The organism is Maribacter sp. 1_MG-2023, assembly GCF_030547005.1.
GTDB lineage: Bacteria > Bacteroidota > Bacteroidia > Flavobacteriales > Flavobacteriaceae > Maribacter.
Genome location: NZ_JAUOPN010000005.1, coordinates 110,580 through 136,519, shown reverse-complemented (window position 1 = coordinate 136,519; position 25,940 = coordinate 110,580). Strand labels below are relative to the sequence as shown.

Sequence of the window (25,940 nt, the reverse complement as noted above, 5' to 3'; positions counted from 1 at the left end):
CTTTAACAACTTATTTTCATTTAATACCACTACACCTTCAATAAGTATTAATATTTTAAAGGTTAAATGATAATACTTTCTTAATAATTCTAGGATCTCATACACTTTTATTATTTTGCTCCTTATGAAAATTTATCCTGTTGAAACCGGTAATTTTAAATTGGACGGTGGTGCTATGTTTGGCGTAGTTCCAAAGGTAATTTGGCAAAGAACAAATCCTGCAGACAACAATAATTTAATTGATATTGCAGCAAGAAGTCTTTTAATTGAAGATGGTGATAGGTTAATTTTGGTTGATACAGGCATGGGTAATAAACAGTCTGATCAATTTTTTGGCTATTACTATCAATGGGGCGATTTTACCATAGATTCTTCTTTAAAAAAACATGGTTTTCATAGAGATGATATCACCGATGTCTTTTTAACCCATCTTCATTTTGATCATGTTGGTGGTGCCATTCAGTGGAACAAAGATAGAACCGGATATGAACCCGCCTTTAAAAACGCCAAATTTTGGACCAATGAAAAACATTGGAAATGGGCGACAGAACCCAACCCAAGAGAAAAAGCTTCTTTCTTAACAGAGAACTTAATACCAATGCAAGAAAGTGGTCACCTGACTTTTATTAATCATACCGACGGTGAATTTTTAAAAAATAGTCCTCTAGGTTTTGATATTCGTTTTGTAGATGGGCATACAGAAAAGCAAATGCTACCGCAATTTTCATATCAAGGTAAGACCATTGCCTACATGGCAGATCTTATACCTACAGTGGGTCATATTTCATTGCCTTATGTTATGGGGTATGATACTAGACCACTAATGACAATGTTAGAAAAAAAGTTATTCTTGAACGAAGCTGCAGATAACAATTACTATCTGTTTTTTGAACATGATGCACATAATCAATTATGTACATTAAAGCACACAGAAAAAGGTATTCGTTTAAATCAAGTTTATACGTTCAATGAACTCTTCAATTAACTATACACAATCATATTTAACTATAAATAAATTACAAAAAGTTACCCTCGTATGACAAATACATATTTAAAATCAATCTTCGTACTATCAATAGCTGCGGTATTAACCGGGTGTGGAAGCACAAAATCAGTTGGAGGAAGCGGACTAGTTCTTACACCCGTTGAAAACATAGACTCTACGCCTTTAAAAATTTCTGACCTTACTACTAGTGAAAAAAATAACTGGGGTCATTTAGATTTAGTTACCGACACTATACCTGGTATGAGTGTCGATAAAGCGTACAGCGAAATCATTAAAAATAGAAAAGGAACAAAAACAATTGTTGCCGTTCTTGATTCTGGTATTGACCTAAACCACGAAGACCTTGTTAATGTTTTATGGAAAAATACTAAAGAGAAAGCCGGTAACGGTATTGATGATGATGGTAACGGATTCATAGATGACATTCATGGTTATAATTTCTTAGGCGAGTCTTATAATGAGCAGTTAGAATACGTTCGTATGATTCGTTTGAATATTGGTGACGCCGCTACCTTATCAAAAGCTAAAACTAAATTAGATGCTAAATACAATGAGGCTTTACAAGGTAAAGAGCAGTATGAATCAATATACCAGGCTGTAAAAAATGCAGATGCAGATGTAAAGAAATATTTAAAAAAAGACACCTATACTAAACAAGATTTATCGACTATCAAAGCAACAGATGAAGCTATGCAGCGCAATGTTGCAATACTAAATCAAATGTTCGGTATTAATGAAACTATACCTGGTGTTCTTGAAGATTTAACTAACGGACTTAAATATTACACTGAACAACTTAATTACAATCTTAATAAAGATTTTAACGGTAGAGAATCTGTTGGTGATGATGCCTATGATTTAACCGATGTTGATTACGGTAACGGAAACCCTAAAAATAGAGTTGATGATGAAAGTCACGGTACTCACGTAGCGGGTATTATCGCTGCCGAACGTAATAATGGTAAAGGTGTAAACGGTGTTGCCAATAATGTAGCAATTATGAGCATTAGAGCTGTACCTAATGGCGATGAATACGATAAAGATATTGCAAGAGGTATTCGTTACGCTGTTGATAATGGTGCACGAGTAATTAATGGTAGTTTCGGTAAGTCTTTTTCTCCAAATGCTAATTGGGTTAATGATGCCATAAAATATGCTGCAGATAATAATGTGCTTTTTGTACATGCAGCGGGTAACGATGGTGCTGATTTAGACAACCCTATTAACGCAAACTTCCCTAATGATCAAATAAATAACGGACCAGAAATTGCTGACAATGTAATTACAGTTGGTGCTTTGAATCCTAAATATGGTTCTGAATTAGTTGCTAGCTACTCTAATTATGGTAAGATAAATGTTGATATTTTTGCGCCAGGTACAGATATCTATTCTTCATACCCTAATAATGAATACGAATATTCTCCGGGTACTTCTATGGCAGCACCGGGTGTTGCAGGTGTTGCTGCTTTGGTAATGTCTCAATACCCAAGTTTAACAGCTGCTCAAGTGAAAAAAATAATTCTGCAATCTGGCTTACCTATTAAAACGAAAGTAGTGTTGGGCAAAAACACGGGCAAAAGCGGTTCTTTAGATGAAATTTCTACTTCTGGTAAAATTGCTAATGCATACAACGCACTAGTTTTAGCTAGTAAAGTAGCTGCAAAACAGGTTAAATTATAATACTTACACACAACTCATATGACTAAATCATTTTTTACGTTTCTAACAGCTATTTTTTCAATAGGATTACTGGCACAAAACAAGACAGATTATTGGCAACAACATGTTGATTATACCATGGCGGTAGACATGAATGTTGACAATTTTCAATATACAGGTACTCAAACCTTGGTATACACGAATAACTCACCCGATGAGTTAAAACGTGTTTATTTTCATTTGTATTTCAACGCTTTTCAACCTGGTAGTGAAATGGATGTTCGTCTGCAGAACATCGCAGATCCAGACGATAGAATGACCACCCCAGATAAGAAAAGTAGAATAGCATCGCTTACCGATAGTGAAATAGGTTACTTACATGCTACCTCTTTAACACAAGATGGTAGTAAGGTTACTTTTTCAGAAGAAGGTACTGTATTGGTTGTTGATTTGGCTAAGCCAATAGCTGCTGGTGCGAAGTCTACATTTAACATGGAATTTAAAGGTCAAGTGCCTTTACAAATTAGACGTTCTGGTAGAAATAGTGAAGAAGGTGTTGCCTTATCTATGAGCCAGTGGTACCCAAAACTAGCGGAGTATGATTTTGAAGGTTGGCATGCAGATCCATATATCGCTCGTGAGTTTCAAGGGGTATGGGGAGATTTTGATGTAAAATTGACCATTGATAAAGAATATACGGTTGGTGGTACAGGTTATTTACAAAACCCTAATGAGATAGGTCATGGTTATGAAACACCTGGTACTAAAATCAAAAAACAAAAAGGCAAGACATTAACCTGGCATTTTAAAGCGCCTATGGTTCATGATTTTATGTGGGCTGCAGATCCAGAATACATTCATGATATTCAACAAGTACCAGACGGACCTGTGCTTCATTTTCTTTACAAAGACAATCCTGAAATTTTAGAGAACTGGAAAAACCTTCAACCTAAAACTATTGAGGCTATGCAGTTTTTTAGCAAAAACATTGGTAAATACCCATATGACCAATATTCGGTTATCCAAGGTGGTGATGGTGGTATGGAATATGCAATGTCTACTTTAATAACAGGCAACCGTAAATTTGGTAGCCTTGTTGGTGTTATGGCACATGAAATGGCGCACTCTTGGTTTCAACATATATTAGCAACAAACGAAGCTAAACATGAGTGGATGGATGAAGGGTTTACCTCTTTTATTTCTAAACTTTGTATGAGCGAAATAATGGACTACGAAAAAGAGAATCCTTTTGAGGGTACATACAAAGGGTATAGAAATTTAGCCCTTTCTGGTAAAGAACAGCCACAAGGTACATATGCAGATCGTTACGCTCTTAATTTTGCCTACGGTATTTCTGCTTATAGTAAAGGTTCTATATTTTTATCTCAATTGGGCTATGTTATTGGTCAAGATAAATTGATGGAAACTATTCGTCAATATTATGATGAGTTCAAGTTTAAACACCCGGTACCTAACGATATTAAGCGTGTTGCAGAAAAAGTATCTGGTTTTGAACTAGATTGGTATTTAACCGATTGGACACAGACAACTAATACTATTGACTACGGTATTAAAGAGGTGTCGGCATCAGAAAACAACACTAAAGTTACTTTAGAGCGTATTGGTTTAATGCCAATGCCTTTAGATATTTTGGTGGTATATAATGATGATTCTAGAGAAACCTTTTATGCGCCGTTACGTATGATGCGTGGTGAAAAAGCAAACCCTTATGAGGGTATTGAAAGAACTGTTATTGAAGACTGGGCTTGGGCTTACCCAACGTATAATTTTACTATTAACAAACCGATGTCTTCAATAAAAGCAATTGTTATTGATCCTTCGCAATTAATGGCAGATGTCAATTTAGAGAATAATGTTTGGCAAGCAGAGTAGTTTCTTCTTCTAAACTTTAAGATATTTACGCCCCCTCATTGGGGGCTAATTCTTTTTAATACTTCTTTTGTAATGGATACATCCTTCGGAAAAAAGGAAAAACTAAAAAGTAAAATACTCATCACCCAATTGTTCGAAGAGGGAAGAGGTGTTTCCGTATATCCGTTGAAATTAATTTACCTATCCGTAGAACAAAAAGAAGTGCCTATTAAAACAGGGGTTACCGTATCTAAACGAAATTTTAAAAGTGCGGTCGATAGAAATAAGATTAAACGGCTACTTAGAGAGTCTTATAGACTTAATAAAGCACTGGTTTTTAACAATACAGATGCAAACTTTGCGTTTCTATTTTTATACCTTGGTAAGGATATACCCACCTTTGAGCAGTTAGATCATAAAATGAAGCTCGTTTTAAACAAGTTTAAGCTACAGATTGATGAAAAAAATAATAAATAAAAAAGTACTTGTACCCATAATTGCCATCGCTTTTCTATTTGTAGGAAGTAGTTATAAAAGCGACTTTTTTGAAATAGCCAAACAGATTGAAATCTTTACCACCTTGTTCAAAGAATTGAACATGAACTATGTGGACGAAACCAACCCAGCAGAATTAATGGATACCGCCATTAAAAATATGCTGAACGAATTGGATCCGTATACCAAATTTTTAAACGAACAAGATGTTGAAACGTATCGCATAAACAATGCTGGCGAATATTCTGGTATTGGTGCTATGGTGCGTTCTTTTGATGATAAATTACTAATTATTGAACCACACCAGGGATACCCAGCAGATAAAGCAGGATTGAAAGCCGGTGATGAAATAATACAGATAGGCGATATCAAAGTAACTGATTTTGAAGATAATGCCAGTGAGCTTCTAAAAGGGGCTAACGGATCTACGATAGTTGTTACTTACAAGAGACAAGGTAAATTAAATACTACAGCTATTACCCGTGAAGGTATTGAAGTAGATGCGGTACCTTTCTTTAAAATGATAGATAACAAAACCGGGTACATTGTTTTAGCAAAGTTCAACGCCAAAGCAACAGAACAGACCAAATCTGCTTTATTAGATTTGAAAGGAAAGGGTGCAGAAAAAATCATCTTAGACTTAAGAGGAAACCCTGGTGGATTATTATCTGAAGCTATTAACGTGACTAACTTATTTGTACCAAAAGGAGAATTAGTAGTTACTACAAAATCAAAGGTTAAAAAGTTTAATCGAGAATACCATACCAATAACCAACCTGTAGATGAAGAAATTCCTCTTGTAGTTTTAGTGAACGGAAGCAGTGCTTCGGCAAGTGAAATTGTTTCTGGCAGCTTACAAGATTTAGACAGGGCAGTAATTATGGGTGCCAGAAGTTTTGGAAAAGGCTTGGTGCAACGCCCCCTTAAATTAACTTATGGTACACAATTAAAAGTGACCATTTCTAGATATTACACCTCTTCTGGTCGTTGTATACAATCATTAGATTATTGGAACAGAGATGAAAGTGGTAAAGCGGTGCGTAATACTACCTTCAATGATTTTACTACTCGTAACGGTAGAAAGGTACAAGATGGTGGCGGTATTTTGCCAGATATAGAAGTAGCCACTTCTAAAACAAATGACCTTACTATGGCATTGTTACAAAATAACGTCATTTTCGATTATGCTACCAACTACCATTATGCACATAAGTATAATACTGTTGCCGATTTCAAATTTACAGATGCTGATTTTAACGCTTTTAAAAACTATGTAAAGCAAAGTAGTTTCTCATTCGAGACCAAGGCAGAAGAAGCAATCAAAAAAGCGCTTTCAGGCGATGAAAACGACTTTTTAGGCTCAGATGTTAAGGATAGCTACAAAACCTTGTTAGCGAACATAGAAAAAGGTAAAATTAATGCTTTAGATAAATACCAAAGCGAGATTCAAAAGAATCTTGAAGATGAAATTGTAAAGCGTTATTTCTACAGAGATGGTTTGTACCAATATTACTTAAATAATGATGATGCTATTTTAGCAGCTACCGAATTATTAAGCAATAATTCTAAATACAGCGCTATCTTAAAATAATGTTCTTTACTTAATTTTTAAGTTACCATTCTAATTATAGGTACATGCTTTTGTATCTGAAACCTCGTAATACTTTTTGTAGTTCGTTGCTTTTGGGTCTGTGCAACCTTTTAAAATTCTAATTCTTATATTTTTGAAATCAATTGGTTGCCCTTCGCTTTGTAAAGCAATGAAACCTTCTTTCAAAAGCTTACCATCTTGTTTCATTTTTGGGTCATAACCTTTGGCTACACCACCACCAATTTGTGGTTTTGTGTATTCTAACACTATTTTTCCGTTAATGATATGCTTAACCAATGAATCGTGATAAACTACTAACTCTGCTGTTACCCACTGATCCCCGTAATACGTATCGGATGTTGAATTGATACAATGTCTAGGGTCTATTTCACCTTCATAAACAACATCGGTACCTGGTGAGCACATATTGCCTGTTGGGCGTTCTACACCTTCTTCTACACCCGCTAAAAATTGTATTTCTACACTAATGGGCCAATCTTGTTCTTTTAGCATTGTTTTGGGGTCTTGCGAATGAAACATTACACCGCTGTTTAAAATAGTATAATCTGGTGCACCTCTATATAGTTCACCAACAAAACGATATTGCATCGTTAAATGAAAATCTGAAAAAGGCTTGTCATAATATAAATGAGCATACCTATTATTAAATTCTCCTTCATATTTATCATACCTCACCTTTACCATATTATCTTCCGCCCTAAAGGTATCCGCATAGTTATCGCCCACTTCGTAATGGTGTACTTTAGTTGTCCATCCATCTAAATCATTACCATTGAACATAGTTTCCCAACCATCGTTTGTTTCTTGAGAATTAATAACTCCGCATCCTAATAACAATAAAAGAGAGGCACCTAGTACTTGCGATTTAAGTAGTTGTTTATTCATATTGATAGTGTTTAGTTGAATTATCAAGTAAGGGAACTGATGCAAAAAATACGTATATAAATATACTCAATGTTCTGATATCTTAGGTGATGCGATTATTCAGACATATTCCATTCAATGCCAGTAGAACTGTTCATTTATTATTCCTACTTTTAATAGAACAAACTAACAACACCATCAATACTTTTACTCAAAATGAGAAATCTACTAATATTGGCTAGTTGTCTTTTAATTCTTCAATCAACACAAGCTCAAGAACCAAAAAAGGAAACTAAAACGAAACCCATACCAGAAGCAAAATCTTTTATAACCAAGCACAAAGGTGTTTATGGAGGTACAGCTATAGACTATACCACAACGGCAAAAGAAACTTTTTTAACTAATAAAGACGGAGATTCTATTGCCACTTTTTGGTCTGTTGCTTACACCAAAACCAATATGGGAAATGTTACCAAAAGACCAGTAACTTTCGTTTTTAACGGCGGACCAGGATCTGCTTCGATGTGGTTACACATGGGGTTCTTCGGACCAAAAATTGTAAAAGTAGATTCTGATGCCAAATCTGATGATGGCGCAGCACCTTATAATTTAGTAAACAACGACCATGGTTTACTTGATGTCACCGATTTAGTTTTTATTGATCCCGTAGGTACTGGTTATAGTCGTTTGGTTGGTAAAGGAGAAGGAAAAGATTTCTACGGATTAAAAGAAGATGTGAATTCATTTGCCCAATTTATTAGAAAATGGGTGACTGAAAACGAACGTTGGTTTTCACCTAAATATTTAGCTGGTGAAAGTTATGGAACTACACGTGCCGCAGCATTAGGAAAAGCTTTAGAAGGTTCTGGTCAAAATATGGCTTTAAACGGAATGATTCTAATTTCGCAAGCATTAGATTATGCCGGTTCTACTTCTATAAAGAACAATATTACTTCGTTCATTACCTACTTACCAAGCATGGCTGCCACAGCTTGGTATCATAAAAAAGCAGGTCAGGGCAAGTCTTTAGAAAACTTTACACAAGAATGTAGAGATTTTACATACAATACCTATATACCTTCTTTATACAAAGGCAATTCTTTAAGTGAGGCTGAAAAAAATACAATAGCAGAAAAACTTTCTTATTTCACAGGATTGGATAAAACCTATATTCTACAATCTAACTTGAGAATATTAATGGGTCGTTTTCAGAAAAAACTATTAGAAGACAAAGGGTTTGCTATTGGTAGACTAGATGGTCGTTTTATGGGTGATGAGGAAGATAAAGTATCTGAGAATCCGCATTTGGGCGATGCGGCAAGTTATCAAATAAGTGCTGCCTATACTGCTAGCTTAAATCATTATTTCGCTTCAGAATTAAAGGTAAAAATGGATAGACCATATATAACTTCTGGTGGTGGATCTAATTGGAGATGGAGAACAGTACCCGATGGAAAATATTGGGAACCTATGCCTGTAAATACTGCTCCAGATTTAGGTGAAACCATGCGTAGAAATACAGCTATGAAAGTAATGGTAGCGAGTGGATATTATGATTTAATTACTCCGTTTTTTGATGCTGAATATACATTTGATAGAAACGGAATCGTAAAAGAGCGTGTTGAAATGAAGTATTATGAAGCGGGACATATGATGTATACACATGAACCAGATTTTATTAAACTAAGTAAAGATATACGTGAGTTTATTACTTCAGATTAATAAAAATAGAAAGTACGGTTGTACTATTTTTTAAGAATAAGCACATGCTGCTCATTACATTTTAGATTGTAAAAATTAACAATGTCTCTAATGTGCCTTTTCTTGTATTCTTTATTTATAATTTTCTCCACTAAAACCGGACAATCTAAAAAATAAGCTGAAGCTGCATTTTTAAAATTCTTACTAAAAAGTTGATTAGACCCCAAGTGTGTAATTTCTCCACTTACACCCTTGCTAACATAAAGGTTTTTAATATCGTAGTAATTACCGTGAGCCATATTCATTTGACCGTTTACACCACCTACAAACATGGGTGCAGAATATCCGGTTTGTTCAAGAACATATAAATTTACAGCACCTATTTCTAATTCTCTTACTACATTGAAATAGCCTTCTCGAGTTTCTAAATAAATGTAGGTAGAAGCCTCTTCTCTATCATTGATAACTACCTGTTCAAGATTATCAAAATGATATTTTTGTGCCTTATCTCCTTTAAACTTTTTAAATTTTACCTGGTCTCCATTTATAAGTTTAGCTAAACCTTGAAGTTTAGTTCCGTCCTTAAAATATATCGTAGCGGCATCGTTTTGAGCGATGGCAAAAGATGATCCTACAAAACAGCAGATTAAAACTAGAAGAATTGTTTTTTTCATAGTACGTAAATGATCGTTCTATATTAAAACGAGCTCATTATTACTATGTTATATTATTTATCTTAAAATCGATGAAACGCTATTTTTAAAATCAAGGGTTTAATCTTTAATCGGTTTTGTAAGGTTTAAATTCTGAAGCAATGGGTCTTCTTCATTTAACAAGCGCTGGGTTCTTAAATATCTACCTACATTAAATGCATCATAATTTGGCGAATCTTCATCAACACTACTTATACGTACCATTTCAGATGAATGTATAAATTGGTTATCACCGATCCACATACCTACATGAACTACTTTTTCTGGGATTGTTTCTGTAGCTTTTCTTCCGAAGAACAATAAATCTCCTTTCTGCAATTTACTGAAATCTGCAATAGAATCTATAGGCTTACCAGCATGCACTTGCTGAGATGCATCGCGCGGAATTACCATCCCATTTAAATAATAAATAGTCTTTGTGTAACCGCTACAATCAACACCTTTTGTAGAAGTACCACCCCATAAATACGGTACACCCATTAAGGTTTTTGAAGTAGCAATAAGTGAATCTGCGTTATAACTTAAATTTGATAACCAAGTATCGTAGTCTTCCGATTCGTCTTTAGAAATGTACCCCTGTCTACCATCTGGAAATTCAATTTTATAAAATTCATCATCACTACTTAATAGTTTTAATAAGCTTCCTGCAACAATATCTGATATTCTATTCTTACCCTCTTCAAAATTATATGCATGACCATACGTATTGGTGTAAATAATTTTATCTGCAGTATTCCACCCTTTAATATCATTAGCATTCATTAATTGTATTCCTCCATTATCTACCCAAGCTAAATACATGTCTGGTGTCTGTATTAAGTACCAATCTCCTTCTTTTTTTAGTACGTTAATAACAGTACCCAAAGTTGCTTGTGTTGCTAATTCTGCCGAATGTTTAGGGTTGCTTCTAAGGTTTGCCGCTGAAATATTAATAACGGCTTTGGTCATCCCCTCTAATTCTTCTGCGGGTAAAATTTTTATATCGTTAGTTGCTTTAATGCCTTTTTCTTTTAAAAGACTATTTAAAGAATCTACAGCTAGCGGTAAATTAGTTTCACCAGCCAAAGTAAAACCCGACGGACCATCTAATACTTCTAAATTGAAAAGTGCAGTACGCTTATCGGGTGCAAAAGTGCTTTTTATGATTTCAATTTCTTTGACCAATAATTTCTTTTCGTCAATATGTACACTGCATGCTGTATTTAAAGCAATCAAAATCAATACAAAAGACCTCTTTAAGATTATTCTCTTCATCTGTAAAATAATTTCTAATAGTATTAGCCTTGTGAAATTATGTAATTTTATCGCAAATGAAGAAACTAAAGGTCATAGAACTTTTTGCTGGCGTTGGCGGATTTCGCTTAGGATTAGAGGATACCGAGAACTACGAAGTAGTTTGGAGTAACCAATTTGAGCCTAGTACGAAAGCACAGCATGCCTCTACAGTTTATGAAGCTAGATTCGGTCATGAGAATCACAGAAATGAAGATATTTCTGAAGTACCCACTAAAGACATACCCGATGCCGATATTTTAGTGGGTGGTTTTCCTTGCCAAGACTATTCTGTTGCCGCTACTTTAAATAACTCTAAAGGTCTTATAGGTAAAAAAGGGGTTTTATGGTGGAGCATTCATAGAATTTTATCGGAAAAGAAAAATCCGCCTAAATACTTATTTCTTGAAAATGTAGATCGATTATTAAAATCTCCATCAAATCAAAGAGGTAGAGATTTTGCCATTATGCTTAAAAGTTTGGATAACTTAGGCTATGCCGTAGAATGGAGAGTCATTAATGCTGCAGATTACGGAATGCCACAAAGAAGAAGACGTATTTTTTTCTTAGGATACCATAAGTCTACGCCGCTTTACAAACAATTTAAAAAAGCTACGGCCGAAGAATGGATTTTTGAAAAGGGAACTATAGCAACAGCTTTTCCAATATCAAGCACTTCTTCAAAAATGATTTCGTTCGATATCACCGATGACCTAGTATCGCTATCTGAAAGTTTTAATTTGGGTGAAAAATTATCTCCCTTTCAAAATACCGGAGTCTTCATTAAAGGAAAAGTATACACCACTAAAACCACGGCTAGTTATATTGGCAAAAGAACGGTCTTAGCTGATGTTTTACAACAAGAAAAAATACCCGAAGAATTTTATATTCCTGAAGAAGAACATGATAAATGGTATTATTTAAAAGGTGCAAAGAAAGAAACCCGGACTTCTAAATCTGGTTTTGCATACCATTATAATGAGGGTAGTATGATTTTTCCTGATGCGTTAGACAATGCGTCAAGAACAATCATAACAGGTGAAGGTGGTAAAAGTGCATCGCGCTTTAAACATGTTATCAACACTAAAGAAGGGTTACGTAGATTAACTCCTGTAGAATTGGAACGCTTGAATATGTTCCCCGATAATCATACACTACTTGAAGGTATTTCAAATACTAAAAGAGCATTTTTTATGGGTAATGCTTTGGTCGTTGGGGTAGTGAAAAAAATAGGAGAAGTTCTTTCAGATAAAATTAAATCAACGTAATTATTCTTTTTTTTTTTAAAGTAAAGGGTACTTTTCTAACTAAAAATTATATCTAATTAAAATCTTTTTTTAACCACAACATATTGTTAATCAACGTTTAAAATTAGGAATTGTCCTTTATTTTATTATCTTATTAGGTATGGTAAAAGTAGAAAAGTCAGAAAACGTAGAATTTTTAGAAAAGTCAATTCAACATTTAGAAGCTACCGGTTTCGAGAATATTAAGGCTGATATGGAGGGTTACGAAACTCCGAAATCATATTCGAGAAAAGGTATGGAAGACAATATTACGCCAGACATAGTAGCTATTAAAAATGGAAGAAAATATTATTTTGATATAAGTTTAAAATCACCAAAAACCAGATTATTGAAATCGAAATGGTTGTTTTTAGATACTTTAAGTAGAATGAACTCGAACAGATTTAGAATAATAACTACTAAAGGTCATTATAAGTTTACAGATAATATGCTTGAGGATATTAACTTAAGTAATAAAACGCCTATCAAAATTTAAATATTTTAAAATAACGTATTAAAAAAGTCCGCTAATTGCGGACTTTTTTATTTTTTTATCATTTCTATATGCGGTATACCGTCTTCTAAATATTCTTTTCCGGTGGCATTAAATCCTAAATCAGTATAAAATTTGGTAAGGTATTTTTGAGCTGAAATTTTTATTTCATTTTCACTAAAACGTTCATTAACTGCTTTAATAGAAGCTTCCATAATTACTTTACCATAACCAAATTTTCTAAAATCTTTATGTACTGCTACTCTGCCAATACTCGCTTGATCAAAATAGTCACCTGGTTTAAAAATTCTTGTATACGCTACCACTGTGTTGTCTTTAAATCCGATGACATGAAAAGCTTTACCATCTTTACCATCTAGATCTAAATAAACACAATCTTGTTCTACGACAAAAATATCACTTCGTAAATGTAGTACATTGTACAGTTCTTCAATATCGAATTCTTTAAAACCAATTACTTTAATATCTAACATGAGTTTGCTTAATTAACTAGATATGTTCATATCTATAACTTAATAAATGTTTGATTATTAAGTAGTTGTAATAACTATTTTGGGTTATCAACATAGTTATAATAACTATCTATTGAAGTGGAATCTTTTCAATTCTGCGTTCATGTCTACCTCCATCAAAAGAAGTGTTTAAAAACGTAGAAACCATTTCAAGTGCTTGAGGTAAAGAAATATACCTTGCCGGTAAACTTAATATATTGGCATCGTTATGTTCTCTAGCTAGTTTAGTTATCTCTTTTGTCCAACATAAGGCAGCTCTTACATTTTGTTGCTTATTAGCGGTCATACAAGCCCCATTACCACTACCACAGATTATAATTCCATAATCGGCAGTACCATTTTCAACATCTAATGCCACAGGGTGTGCAAAATCAGGATAATCAACACTATCAGTACCATCTGTACCATAGTTAATAACTTCAACGTGTATAGATTTAAGTAAACCTATAATAGCTAACTTGTATTCTGTACCAGCATGGTCATTACCAATAGCTATTTTCATATACTTTGTATTTAAAGGTTATTAGTTCAAGGTTTATATCCAGTGGGGTTGAAACAAAACCATGCTAAAGGTACAATAATCAGGCATTCACAACAAAAAACGAGTGGTTCACAACAATTGTTGTTAAATCAGAAATTAAAATTGTTAATTAGTATGTTATAAGCAAGATTACTTAATGCATAAATTGTTTAGAAAAAGTTGTTTAAAAATTTGGTTATTAAAGTTAACATCTGCTTACACTTTTAATCTTCTGAAGACGAATTTAAATATTAGAAACTATTAGAGGATTTTCATCAAATTAACAACCCTAGTTAACATTAAAATTACATTTAGTTATTAATAAATTCATGTTAATAGCACTTATAAACCACGTTTAATAACTTCTCAAAATACTGATTTTCAATTGTAGATTAATATAATAGGTTGTCAACAAGTATTAGTATCTCATAAAGACAAGTAATATTGAAATAAGTTATTCTAGATATTAACAAGCTATAATAACCATTAATATTTAATTTAATTTAAAAGAAAAAATGTCTAATATGATATATATGTTAATAACAACTCGTTTACTTAACTTTTCAATAAGAAGTACAATAACAGGTAGTGGATTATAATTCGTAATTTTCCAATAAATTAAAAGTTTAAATGTCGAAGAAGAATAAGAAGGCGAAGAACCATAGAAAGAACGAAATTACAAGAGGAATTTTTACCGTTCTTGAAAAGGAGCCAAATAAAAGTTTCAACTATAAGCAGATTGCTGCTAAAATTGATATTACAGATGCTCAAGATAGAAATACCCTTATTAAAAGGTTAACGGAGCTTAAAGAGAAAAAAAGAATTCAAGAAGTAGATAGAGGTCAGTACAAAGTTTTAGAAGATACAAAGTCTTATCACGAAGGTACTGTAGATGTTACCGGTAAGGGTAATGCCTATATTGTTGTTGATGGTATGGACGATGATATCTTTATTCCTGCCAATAAATTAAATAAAGCTTTTCATAAAGATAAAGTAGAAGTATATATTTATCCTAGAAAGAAGAGTAAGAAGCTTGAAGGTGAAATAGTTAAAGTACTTGAAAGATATAAAACAACTTTTGTTGGTATTGTAGATATGCAGAAGACATTTGCATTCGTAAGACCTACAGATTTTAGAATGTATACTGATATTTTTGTTTCAAAAGATAAATTAAATGGAGCAAATGATGGTGAAAAGGTTTTAGTAGAAATAACCGATTGGCCCGATGATGTTGATTCTCCTTTTGGTAAAGTAACTGAAGTTTTAGGTATACCTGGTGAACATGATACTGAAATTCATTCCATTTTAGCAGAGTATGGTTTACCATATTCTTTTCCTGCAGATGTTCAAAATTTTGCAGATGGTCTAGATACCAGTATTAAAGAAGAAGAAATTAAAAAACGTAGAGATATACGTGATGTTCTTACGTTTACTATTGATCCAAAAGATGCTAAAGATTTTGATGATGCATTATCGTTTCAAAAATTGGAAAATGGTAATTATGAGATAGGTATACATATTGCCGATGTTTCTCATTACCTACAAAAAGATACCATTTTAGATGATGAAGCTTATGAAAGAGCAACTTCTGTCTATTTAGTAGATCGTGTGGTACCTATGTTACCAGAAGTACTTTCTAACAATGCTTGTTCATTAAGACCTAATGAAGAAAAATATACTTTTTCTGCAATTTTTGAACTAGATAGCAATGCGATTATAAGAAATCAGTGGTTTGGACGAACTGTAATCGATTCTAACGAACGTTTTGCATACGAAGAGGCTCAATATATCATTGAGAACCGTAACGGCAATATACCTGAAGATATATCGATAAGAGAAGCTGCATATAGCGTTTCTAAGGATGTTGTAGAGGCTACATTAGAGATGGATAGGCTTGCTAAAATTATGCGCGCTAAGCGTATGGATCAAGGTGCGCTTTCTTTTGATAAAGTTGAAGTTCGTTTTAATCTTGATGAGAATAGCGAACCGATCGGTGTTTACTTTAAAGAATCTAAAGATGCCAATAAACTTATCGAAGAGTTTATGTTATTGGCAAATAGAAAAGTGGCAGAATTTATTGGTAAGCAAAAACCTAAAAAGACATTCGTTTATAGAATACACGATGATCCAGACCCAGATAAGTTAATGGCTTTGAATGGTATCGTTTCTAAATTCGGACATAAATTAGATTTTAAGGATAAGAAATCCATAAGTTCTTCTTTAAACCAATTACTACAAGATGTAAAAGGTAAAAAAGAACAGAATATGGTAGATACGCTTACGATACGTAGTATGAGCAAAGCGATTTATACTATTGATAATATTGGGCATTATGGATTAGCTTTTGATTACTATACCCATTTTACTTCTCCGATTAGAAGATACCCAGATGTAATGGTGCATAGATTATTACAGCATTATTTAGATGGTGGTAGTTCTGCAAATGCTGAAGAATTTGAGAAGAAATGTAAGCATTCTTCAGACATGGAATATTTAGCATCAAGTGCTGAACGTGATTCCATTAAGTACATGCAGATTAAATTCATGCAGGATCATAAAGATGAAGAATTCCGCGGAGTTATTAGTGGTGTTACCGAATGGGGAATTTATGTTGAAATCATTGATAATAAATGTGAAGGCATGATTCGTATAAGAGACATCAAAGGAGATTATTATATCTTTGATGAAAAGCAATATGCTATTGTTGGTGAACGTACCAAAAAGACGTATACTTTAGGTGATGAGATTACTGTTATGGTAAAAAGCACCGATTTAGTTAAGAGGCATTTAGATTTTGCATTAATTCCGGATAACAATAAATAATTTGGAATAGATTTTGGTATAAGAAGCCTGAATTAAGAATACATTTTAATTTTAAAGTGTATTCTTTGAAAAATTACACAGAAAAGAATGAAACAAATTTTAATTTTGATGTTTCTCTTCGGATGTCTTTTGGTTACTGGCCAAGATAATGAGGTTACCCAAAACTTAGAACCTTTTAAAGAGTTGAAAGGTTTTGATGGTTTATCTATTAATCTTATTAAATCTACAGAAAACAAGGTTATCATAACAGGTGAAAATACTAGTAAAGTAGCTATTGTTAATAACGAAGGTATTTTGAAAATACGGATGCAAATTGGTAAGATATTTAGCGGTTATAAAACTTTTATAGATTTATATTATTCTGCAGATATATTAGTTATTGATGTGAATGAAGATGCTAGAATTGTTACAGAAGATGTTATTAAACAAGATATCCTGGAACTAAAAGCTCAAGAAGGTGGAGAATTAATTGTAAGTGCAGAGGTAGAACAGATGTTAATAAAGTCGGTTTCTGGTGGAGTTATAAGAACAGCAGGTTCTTCAAATCTGCAAGATGTTCAAATTAATACTGGTGGTGTCTATGAAGGTAAAGGCTTTGTTACTAATTTTTCTACGATAAATGTAAATGCAGGTTCACGAGCTGAAATTAATGCAAGAGATTATGTAAAGGCCACGGTTAAAGCTGGTGGGGAAGTTCTGGTATTTGGAAACCCTAAGAAACTTGAAGAGAAAACGGTATTTGGCGGTACCATTAAAAGAATGCAATAGTACATGTTAGAAGATATACAGGCAGCAATTCCTTTAGGCTTTTTCCTAAGCTTTATGGTTGGGCCGGTTTTCTTTGTTTTGTTACAAACAAGTGCAGTAAAGGGTTTTAGAGCTGCTATTACTTTCGATATAGGAGTTTTATTGGCAGATGTTTTATTTATTCTCGTAGCTTATTTTAGTAGTTTCCAACTTCTTGAAAATTTAAGTAATCAACCAGGTCTTTATGTTTTTGGCGGAGTAATTTTATTAGTCTATGGTCTGGTTACCTTTTTTAAGGTAGATAAAAAAGTAATACCTGTAGAGTCTAAAAAGATTAGAAAATCAGATTATTTCGGACTTTTTGTAAAGGGTTTTTTACTCAACTTTATTAATATTGGTGTACTTGTTTTCTGGTTAGGGATTATTATAATTATTGGTCCAACTTTAGATAATGAACCAAATCGTTTCTTTACCTTTTTTGCAACAGTATTACTCTCCTATTTTGTAACTGATATTTTTAAAATTCTTTTAGCAAAGCAGTTAAAGCGTAAACTTACGCCAAGAAGAATTGTGTATGTAAAAAAGATTATTGGAATTATATTGGTAATCTGTGGTATTGTTCTAATAGTTAAAGGTTTTCTACCTAAGGATCAGTTTAATATAGAACATGAATTAGAAAGATTTGAAACTAATACTATAGAATAAAAAAAGCCGGTCATTGACCGGCTTTTTTATTGGAATAATTAAAGGTTTTATTTCTTGTACTTATCATTAAGTAACTTTACTATTTTATCAGTAAGATCGTTAGCTTCTTTACCATAAAGAACACTACCACCATCTCCACCACCTAGAATGTAAGAGTAACCATTGGTTTGACCGTAAGCTTTAATTTCTTTTTTAACTTTAGAAACTATGCTGTCCATTTCAGTTTGACCTTCCATTTGTAATTGTTGATCTTGCTGTTGAAGTTGTTGACCAATAATTTGACCTCTTTGTTGCATTGCTGCATATTCTTCTTGAGCTTTTGATTGAGACATTTTTTGAGCTTTAGTTTGAAAAGCTTGCGCTTCAAATTGAAAAGCTTGAGAAATACTATCTCTAGTTTTTGCTAAAGCATCTGCCTTAACTTTGAATTTTGATTCTACATCAATTTTTTGTTGATACTCATCCATCAATTTTACGTTATCTACGTATCCGATTTTTTCTTGTTGGCAAGATGCTAATAATGCGATAGCGAAAATTAAAATTAGGTTTTTCATTTTTTCATTTTTATGTTGTGCAAAAGTAATAAAGCTTTTAGAATGAAAATATTTTATAATTGAGATAAATGATGATATTTAAGTTAAAATAGAAATATGCTATCGTATTTATTTATAATATCGATTTTACTTATTTTTATGATTGATTTTAAAGTATATTTAAGGGATTATTATAATAATTTAAATATGGTATATAATTTATATTATAAAGCTTCTTAAAACGTCTCTAAATAGCTTTTTACTCTTTTTTTAGCACATATATTAGAGAAGAATACTCAGTAGATGTCTTTGCCTTCATATTCGATATAAAACCTCTATAAAATGCTTTTAAGTAATTTGATGAACCAGATTTATATTTTTCAGATAATAGTGAAACATAGTAAGAATCAAAATACATTGGTAGGGTTTTAACTACTTTTATTTTTTTATTTTTAAAAATACTTTTTATTGCATTTTGTGAAAAGTGCCAAAGATGTCTTGGTGTGTCATAGGCCGCCCAAAATTCTTTGTAGTATTGAGCGTCATGTGATTTGTAATTTGGAACAGCTATTATGAGTGTGCCATTTTTATTTAAAAGAGATGCTATTTTATTTATTTGATTGTCTAAATCTGGTAGATGTTCAAGTACATGCCATAGTGTTATTACATCAAATTTTTGATTATTTAAATCATCTAATGATTTATAAATTTCTAGTTTTTTATCTAATGCTTTCTTTCTTGCACTATCGTTTAACTCCACCCCTATTGTTTCCCAATTTTTGTTTTTTGCACTAATTAGAAATTCTCCGGTTCCGCATCCTATATCAAGTAATTTTTTTTCTTCGGTGGTATATTCATTTATCAGTTTGACTTTTTTATTTAATGTGTATTTTTTTACAGTTTGATAAATTTTTTCAAGTAAACCATTTCCACTATCTGAATGTGAAATATAGTTATTTGGGTCGTAGTATTTTTCTAAATCTTGGGGTATAGGTTTTGTTACTAGCATATCAGTTTTAGAATCATATTCTAATTCAAATGATTCTAGAGTGACCAGAAAATCTTTTGTCGATATTTTTGAAATATTGTTAGGCATGACTTGATTAAGAATGTTGAAATTGATGTTATAAATTTTCATTGTTCCACGTGGAACAATTTGCCCTACCTTCCAAGAAAAACTAAAAGTACACTGATATCACTCGGAGTAACTCCACTAATTCTTGATGCTTGAGAAATGGTAACTGGTTGAATTTTTGTCATTTTTTCTCTTGCTTCAAAAGATAAAGATTTCAATTTTGAGTAATCAAAATTAGCAGGAATCTTAACCGCTTCTAATCTATGAAGTTTATCGGCATTCAATTTTTCTTTTGCTATGTAGCCAGAATATTTTATTTGTACTTCTGCTTGTTCAAGAATTTCACCATCGAATTTATTTTGTTCAACAAATTCAGATACTGCATCTAGTTGAAGCATGTGGTCCATGGTAACATTTGGTCTTGAAAATGCTTTGTACATTTTATCAGACTGTTTTACTAATGATGAATCAACGCTTTCGAAAATAGGATTTATGTCTTTTGGTAGTACACTAGTTTCTCTAAAGAAGTTAACAAGAGCTTCAGATTGTTCTAGTTTTTGCTCCATTCTTTTCATTCTTGAATCTGTTGCAAAACCTATAGCATGGCTAAGAGGTGTTAACCTTAAATCAGCATTATCTTGTCTAAGTAAGGTTCTATATTCTGCACGAGATGTAAACATACGATATGGTTCTTCTGTACCTTTCGTAATTAGGTCATCAATTAAGACACCAATGTAAGCTTCGTCTCTTTTTAGAATTAAAGGATTTTCTTCTTTTAGTTTTAAGTGCGCATTTATACCAGCCATTAATCCTTGCGATGCTGCTTCTTCATATCCGGTGGTTCCATTTATTTGTCCCGCGAAATATAAATTTTCAACTAGCTTAGTTTCTAGTGTATGCTTTAATTGTGTTGGTGGAAAGTAGTCGTACTCTATCGCATAACCTGGTCTAAAGAATTTTACTTTTTCAAAACCTACGACAGAACGCAAAGCTTTGAACTGAACATCTTCTGGTAAAGAAGTTGAGAATCCATTTACATATACTTCTACAGTTTCCCAGCCTTCTGGTTCAATAAACATTTGGTGACTATCCTTATCAGCAAATCTGTTTATTTTATCTTCAATAGAAGGGCAATATCTTGGACCAATACTTTTTATTCTGCCATTGAACATTGGTGATCTGTCAAATCCTTCACGCAATAAATCATGAACCATTGCACTTGTATGTGTCATGTAACAATCACGTTGGTGTGTTAATGGTTTTGTATTTGTATAAGAAAATTTTTCAGGAATTGCATCACCAGGTTGTACAATCATTTTAGAATAATCTAAAGATCTACCATCTACTCTTGGTGGAGTTCCGGTTTTCATTCTTCCGCTTTCGAAACCTAATTCAACCAATTGTTCTGTAATTCCAGTTGCTGCTTTTTCTCCTGCTCTACCTCCACCAAATTGTTTTTCACCAATATGGATAAGTCCATTTAAGAAAGTACCATTAGTTAATACAACTGCTTTTGATCTTATGTCAATTCCTAAAGAGGTTTTTACACCAACAACTTTATGATTTTCTACCAATAATCCAGAAACCATTTCTTGATAAAAGTCTACATTCGGAGTCCGTTCTAACATTAAACGCCACTCTTCTGCAAAACGCATTCTATCGTTTTGTGTTCTTGGACTCCACATTGCGGGTCCCTTAGATTTGTTAAGCATTTTAAATTGTATGGCAGATTTGTCAGATACAATTCCGCTGTATCCACCGAGAGCATCTATCTCTCTAACAATTTGTCCTTTTGCAATTCCACCCATTGCTGGGTTACAAGACATTTGTCCTATATTTTGCAAATTCATAGTTACTAATAAGGTTTTTGAACCCAAGTTTGCAGCTGCTGCTGCCGCTTCTGCACCGGCGTGTCCTCCGCCAACTACAATTACATCATATTCTTCTCCAAACATATCTTCTATTGTTCCACGTGGAACAGCTTTATTTTTTCTTCTTCTTTAGCGCGCATTTCGGCAGTAGCTGCATCCGATTTATCCGAATAACCCATAAGGTGTAAAACCCCATGAATCATTACGCGTTTTAATTCATTATCAAATGAAACATTAAACTGATCTGCGTTTTCTTTTATGCGGTCAATTGAAATGTAAAGGTCGCCCGAAACATTTTTTCCTGACACATAATCAAAAGTGATAATGTCTGTTAGATAATCGTGTTTTAAGTAATCTTGATTTATTTTAAGCAAGTAGTCATCACTACAAAAAATGTAGTTGAGTTCAATTATAGAAAACCCTTCGGTATTACAAGATTCTGTAATCCATGAATTGAAGTTATTTTCTGCTACAAGTTTAAATTCTGTTAGGTAATTGTAATTAATCATTTGCTTTGAAGTACTCTTTAACCTTAGATTGAAAATTTTGCCGCAAAGGTAAGCTTTGCCTATTTAAAATTTCAACTTCATTACGATAATTATCTAATAATGAGGGTTTAGTAGTAATAGGATTTGTGAAGTCTTTGGTATTCCTATAACTTTCTCGCTCAGATTTCTCTCCTTGCTTAAGTGCTGCGTTCTCTAATTTCAACAATTCATACTGTATAGTATTGGCTTTGTTGATGGTACGTTGTGTTATTCCATTTTCTAAAAGATCGTTCTCAAAATCTTCCATCTGTTTGATTAATTTTTGTCCTAATTTTTGATCACCAGAATTAATCATATTTTCAAGTTGTTTTTCTAATTCTTGTCTTAATTTTTGTTGATTTTGATAGATTTCATATATTTCTTTTAGTTCGGTTTCACTCATTGCCCCTTGCCCTTGCCCATTTGTACCGTTGGATCCATTATTTCCTTGACCGTTTTCTCCACCCTGTCCATTTTTACCATTTTTTCCACTTTTTCCTTCTCCATTTTTCCCATTTTCTCCTTCACTTCCGCTTTCTCCCTCTTTTCCGTTAGCCCCCTGTTTACCACGTTCGCCTTGTTTTCCACCTTCACCACTTTCTCCCTGTTTTCCTTCCCCACTTTTACCTTCTTTTCCTTCACTGCCAGATTTACCTTGTTGTCCCATTTTTTCACCTAATTGTTGTTGTCCTTTGATGATATCTGGTAATTGAAAACCACCTTCGCTTTGTCCAGAACCTTTTCCCATTTGCATGCTAGAGTTCATATTGTCCATTACTTCGGCAAGAAAATCTGCAAGGCTATTTGCTGCTGTTAAGACATATTTCTGATGAGAAATTCCTTGAAACATTTGACCATCTGCCATGGTCTCTAAAGATTTATCAATGTTGTAATACACTTCGGTAATTTGTTCATTTACAAATTCTGAAAGCTCAGCCTGGCGAAGGGATAATGCAAAAAGACTATCATCAACATGTTCGAATAAACCCTTTAATTCATTCTGATCACGAACTGTTTCAGAATATTGAGTAGCATCTTGGTCTTCTCTAGCTGTTAGTCGATCATATAAAGTTTCTTGTTTAAATGAAAATATGATAAGGTTATCAAGAATTTGTCTTAACATTTCAGCATCTTCTGTTACAGATGAACCACCGCCTCCACCAGAAGATGATTCGCTTAGTTGTTCACTCATTTCTTTCATTTTATCTGCGGCAGATTTTTGCTTTTTATTTGCGTCAGAACTGGTTGGTTTATTTTGGTCTTTAGAGGTGTTTTTTTCAAGTTCTTCTAGTGCTTCTTTTTGGTCTTCTTCAACACTCTTTTTTTTACCTTTTTCGATATTTATATCAATTGGTTTTTTGAGCTTTTCATTGTCCTTTTTTAGGGCTTCAATTTCAGCTGAAATTTTATCAAATTGTTCATTTAGTTCTTTCTGTTTTTCAGCGGTATTATTTTCATTATTCTGTTCTGAAAGTTCTTCTTGTTTTTTGGCTAGCTCTTCTAAATCGCGTGCAATCTGAGATGCCTTTTCTGTAACATAATACCGTTTGGTTAATTCTAACAACTGTTCAAGGCTACGTTGACTGTTTTTTTGTTTTTTACCAAGTTCTTCTAGTTTTTTTGTAAGGTCTTCTTTCTTGATTTTATCAGCTACTTTATTAAGTTCTTCAAGGAGTTGCTGGTTTTTCTTGGCTTGTTCTTCCTGCCGTTCTAAACGTTCTTGTAACAATTGGTTTAATTTATCATCCTTGTTTTCTTTATTTAGATTTTCTTTTAATTCTTTACTAAATTTTTGCATCAGCTGTTCTTGCTGTTCTTGTTTTTTTAGATAATCTTTTATTTGGTTTTTGTCATTGAAATTTAGACTGTTTTTTTCTTTCTGATTTTGATTAATCTCTTCTAAAGATTCTTTCTGTTCTTTAGATTTTTGCAGTGATTTATCAAGGTCTTTTATTAGTGATTGTTGCGATTCTAAATCTTTGTTTTTTAATTGATTTTCATCTAGCAATACCTGCTGGTATATTTGACTTTTTATAGTCTTACCATTATGTATAGCATCGTTGTCTGTAACTTCAAAATAAAAACCATAATTTTTGCCTTCTTCAAGGTTCAAACCAGAAGGGAAAGTGTAATAAAATTGTTCATAATTTGAAGTTGGTTTCAATAGGTTTACGGTATTCTTTTTTTCTTCTTTTCCAACTTCAAAATACACAACATCTATTTTTCGTAAACCATAATCATCAGTTGCATTTCCGGTGTAATAAGATACATTCGGATTTAAACTATCAAGAACTTGATTAACCTTGATAGTAGGGTACCCATCTTTAATTACTTTGAAGTTGTAGGTTAGACGTTCGTAGTCTTCAACATTTTTGTTGGTGGTTGTTAGCTCATAATTGAAATCATTGTAGATACGTTTTTCCAGTTTGAACGTATTGTTTTCTTTTGTTAGCCGTAGTATGGTGTCTTTTATGGAGAGATTAATTTCATCGGTATTTTCCCCATTTATTATCCATTGTATTTTGGTGCCTTCAGGTATTACAGCGTTTCCCGTACTTTTTACTCTTTCATTTGGTTTGTTCAGGTACGAAGGATATGTAAGATTCATGGTGAAATCTAAAATAGAAGGTGTCTCTAAAGCGGTAAGGGTGTATTCTCTAGAATTGACTTCATTTGCCTTAAACTTAAAGTTTGTTGTAGTTAATGGTGGAGTGAATTCATATTCATACAAACCATTGTTTTGTTGCAAAAGAATTTGTTTGCCATCTATTTCTATATATACATTTTCAGGTTTTACTTTCCCTTTAGTAGCAACTTGTATGGTAAAAGTTTCATCTTGTAATGTTTTTAAATTATTTGATAATAATTCGAATTGAAATGGTGCTGGCTTTTCATATGCCATTTCATAGTTCACTACCCGTTCATAAGTACCAAAAAAACTATTCCAATTACCTGTTAATAACAATAGCCCTATTATGACAATGGGAATTATAGCATATTTCAAATATTTTAAGGAATCTTTAAAGTCAATTGCATTCGAAAACGGAATTTGGTCTAGTTGTTTTGATCTTTGGTTTATACTTGCGAGTAATAATTCGGACTGTTCTGGGTCGTTTGCTAGATCCAATAAGTTGGTAAGCTTATCTCCCACTTCAGGAAAATGCTTTCCAATCATTTGAGCAGCATCTTTTGGTCCGATACCCTGTTTTAGTTTAAATAAGTAGAAAATTGGGGTTAAAATGTATTTAAAAAGAAGAAAAAGTTCAACGAGTATAAATATTACGAAAAGAATCATTCTTCCGGTAGTGTTCATCCATAGAAAATATTCTACTCCTAATATCATTAAGAAGAACAGTAATCCGAAGGCGAAAAATAATAATATACCTTTCAGTAGAACTTGAGAGTAGTGTTTTTGAATAAACTGATTTAATCGGTCTAAAATGTGCTTATAGTCTTGCAATTGTTCTTTTTTATACCAAGATAACGGTTATCACTAATGTTTGTTGGGAAATATTTGTTAAATCAAAACTCTGACCTGTTGATAACTACATAATTAAACGGTACTATTTAGCTGCTTTTTGTAAAATTCCTATTTCGCATTATTAAGTTAAAAAGTTAGGGATGCGTATCTTT

Annotated in this window: 21 protein-coding genes; 11 read left to right on the top strand and 10 right to left on the bottom strand. The window is 32.9% G+C overall.

Going from position 1 to position 25,940, the window contains the following annotated elements; translation table 11 throughout:
* The first annotated feature begins 124 nt into the window (after positions 1-124).
* From Q4500_RS07795 to Q4500_RS07775, 5 genes are all read left to right on the top strand, one after another.
* Positions 125-985 carry an MBL fold metallo-hydrolase gene (locus Q4500_RS07795; protein WP_303599127.1) on the top strand — a complete coding sequence of 287 codons (861 nt, stop codon included), beginning with the start codon at positions 125-127 and terminating at the stop codon, positions 983-985.
* A 51-nt stretch (positions 986-1,036) separates the two neighbouring features.
* The gene (locus tag Q4500_RS07790; RefSeq protein ID WP_303599126.1) at positions 1,037-2,686 is read left to right on the top strand and encodes a S8 family peptidase; all 1,650 of its coding nucleotides are present in this window, start codon (positions 1,037-1,039) and stop codon (positions 2,684-2,686) included.
* Between the two features lie 18 nt (positions 2,687-2,704).
* Positions 2,705-4,558 carry a M1 family metallopeptidase gene (locus Q4500_RS07785; protein WP_303599125.1) on the top strand — a complete coding sequence of 618 codons (1,854 nt, stop codon included), beginning with the start codon at positions 2,705-2,707 and terminating at the stop codon, positions 4,556-4,558.
* Positions 4,559-4,630: 72 nt separating this feature from the next.
* The gene (rnpA, locus tag Q4500_RS07780) at positions 4,631-5,014 is read left to right on the top strand and encodes a ribonuclease P protein component (RefSeq protein ID WP_303599124.1); all 384 of its coding nucleotides are present in this window, start codon (positions 4,631-4,633) and stop codon (positions 5,012-5,014) included.
* Entirely contained in the window at positions 4,995-6,623 is a 1,629-nt protein-coding gene (locus Q4500_RS07775; protein WP_303599123.1) for a S41 family peptidase, read from the top strand. The genes rnpA and Q4500_RS07775 overlap by 20 nt, the downstream gene beginning before the upstream one ends.
* 30 nt (positions 6,624-6,653) lie before the next feature.
* Here Q4500_RS07775 and Q4500_RS07770 read toward each other — a convergent pair whose 3' ends face one another.
* Complete coding sequence (locus Q4500_RS07770) at positions 6,654-7,529, bottom strand: DUF1080 domain-containing protein (RefSeq protein ID WP_303599122.1); 876 nt, start codon at positions 7,527-7,529, stop codon at positions 6,654-6,656.
* Between the two features lie 195 nt (positions 7,530-7,724).
* Between Q4500_RS07770 and Q4500_RS07765 the strand changes: the two genes are divergently transcribed.
* Positions 7,725-9,230: a S10 family peptidase gene (locus Q4500_RS07765; protein WP_303599121.1), complete on the top strand. Its 1,506-nt coding sequence runs from the start codon at positions 7,725-7,727 to the stop codon at positions 9,228-9,230.
* Between the two features lie 23 nt (positions 9,231-9,253).
* On the opposite strand, the gene Q4500_RS07760 is transcribed toward Q4500_RS07765, so the two are convergent.
* Positions 9,254-9,883 (bottom strand): hypothetical protein, encoded by a 630-nt coding sequence (locus Q4500_RS07760; protein WP_303599120.1) that lies wholly within the window; start codon positions 9,881-9,883, stop codon positions 9,254-9,256.
* 99 nt (positions 9,884-9,982) lie between these two features.
* The gene (locus Q4500_RS07755) at positions 9,983-11,176 is read right to left on the bottom strand and encodes an SH3 domain-containing C40 family peptidase (RefSeq protein WP_303599119.1); all 1,194 of its coding nucleotides are present in this window, start codon (positions 11,174-11,176) and stop codon (positions 9,983-9,985) included.
* 56 nt (positions 11,177-11,232) lie between these two features.
* Between Q4500_RS07755 and dcm the strand changes: the two genes are divergently transcribed.
* Both dcm and Q4500_RS07745 read left to right on the top strand, forming a co-directional pair.
* On the top strand, positions 11,233-12,462 hold the full coding sequence (gene dcm, locus Q4500_RS07750) for a DNA (cytosine-5-)-methyltransferase (protein ID WP_303599118.1): 1,230 nt from the start codon (positions 11,233-11,235) through the stop codon (positions 12,460-12,462).
* 139 nt (positions 12,463-12,601) lie between these two features.
* The gene (locus tag Q4500_RS07745) at positions 12,602-12,976 is read left to right on the top strand and encodes a hypothetical protein (RefSeq protein ID WP_073241380.1); all 375 of its coding nucleotides are present in this window, start codon (positions 12,602-12,604) and stop codon (positions 12,974-12,976) included.
* 47 nt (positions 12,977-13,023) lie between these two features.
* On the opposite strand, the gene Q4500_RS07740 is transcribed toward Q4500_RS07745, so the two are convergent.
* A complete protein-coding gene (locus tag Q4500_RS07740) occupies positions 13,024-13,467 on the bottom strand; it encodes a GNAT family N-acetyltransferase (RefSeq protein ID WP_303599117.1) in 444 nt (147 codons plus the stop codon).
* A gap of 109 nt (positions 13,468-13,576) precedes the next feature.
* On the bottom strand, positions 13,577-14,008 hold the full coding sequence (locus Q4500_RS07735) for an RpiB/LacA/LacB family sugar-phosphate isomerase (RefSeq protein WP_303599116.1): 432 nt from the start codon (positions 14,006-14,008) through the stop codon (positions 13,577-13,579).
* A gap of 648 nt (positions 14,009-14,656) precedes the next feature.
* On the opposite strand from Q4500_RS07735, the gene rnr reads away from it, so the two are divergent.
* The 3 genes from rnr (at position 14,657) to Q4500_RS07720 (ending at position 18,301) form a co-directional block, all read left to right on the top strand.
* Positions 14,657-16,849, top strand: a complete 2,193-nt coding sequence (rnr, locus tag Q4500_RS07730) for a ribonuclease R (RefSeq protein WP_303599115.1) — start codon at positions 14,657-14,659, stop codon at positions 16,847-16,849.
* A gap of 87 nt (positions 16,850-16,936) precedes the next feature.
* Positions 16,937-17,617 carry a head GIN domain-containing protein gene (locus Q4500_RS07725; protein WP_303599114.1) on the top strand — a complete coding sequence of 227 codons (681 nt, stop codon included), beginning with the start codon at positions 16,937-16,939 and terminating at the stop codon, positions 17,615-17,617.
* A 3-nt stretch (positions 17,618-17,620) separates the two neighbouring features.
* A complete protein-coding gene (locus Q4500_RS07720; protein WP_303599113.1) occupies positions 17,621-18,301 on the top strand; it encodes a LysE family translocator in 681 nt (226 codons plus the stop codon).
* Between the two features lie 47 nt (positions 18,302-18,348).
* Here the strand turns inward: Q4500_RS07720 and Q4500_RS07715 are convergent, their stop codons facing one another.
* The 5 genes from Q4500_RS07715 to Q4500_RS07695 all read right to left on the bottom strand — a co-directional run bounded on the left by Q4500_RS07715 (position 18,349) and on the right by Q4500_RS07695 (position 25,767).
* Positions 18,349-18,855 (bottom strand): OmpH family outer membrane protein, encoded by a 507-nt coding sequence (locus tag Q4500_RS07715; RefSeq protein WP_303599112.1) that lies wholly within the window; start codon positions 18,853-18,855, stop codon positions 18,349-18,351.
* Positions 18,856-19,093: 238 nt separating this feature from the next.
* Positions 19,094-19,930, bottom strand: a complete 837-nt coding sequence (locus tag Q4500_RS07710) for a bifunctional 2-polyprenyl-6-hydroxyphenol methylase/3-demethylubiquinol 3-O-methyltransferase UbiG (protein ID WP_303599111.1) — start codon at positions 19,928-19,930, stop codon at positions 19,094-19,096.
* Between the two features lie 65 nt (positions 19,931-19,995).
* The gene (mnmG, locus tag Q4500_RS07705) at positions 19,996-21,864 is read right to left on the bottom strand and encodes a tRNA uridine-5-carboxymethylaminomethyl(34) synthesis enzyme MnmG (protein ID WP_303599110.1); all 1,869 of its coding nucleotides are present in this window, start codon (positions 21,862-21,864) and stop codon (positions 19,996-19,998) included.
* Positions 21,865-21,869: 5 nt separating this feature from the next.
* On the bottom strand, positions 21,870-22,289 hold the full coding sequence (gene ybeY / locus Q4500_RS07700) for an rRNA maturation RNase YbeY (RefSeq protein ID WP_303599109.1): 420 nt from the start codon (positions 22,287-22,289) through the stop codon (positions 21,870-21,872).
* A complete protein-coding gene (locus Q4500_RS07695) occupies positions 22,282-25,767 on the bottom strand; it encodes a DUF4175 family protein (RefSeq protein ID WP_303599108.1) in 3,486 nt (1,161 codons plus the stop codon). Before Q4500_RS07695 ends, ybeY begins: the two co-directional genes overlap by 8 nt.
* Positions 25,768-25,940 lie beyond the last annotated feature (173 nt).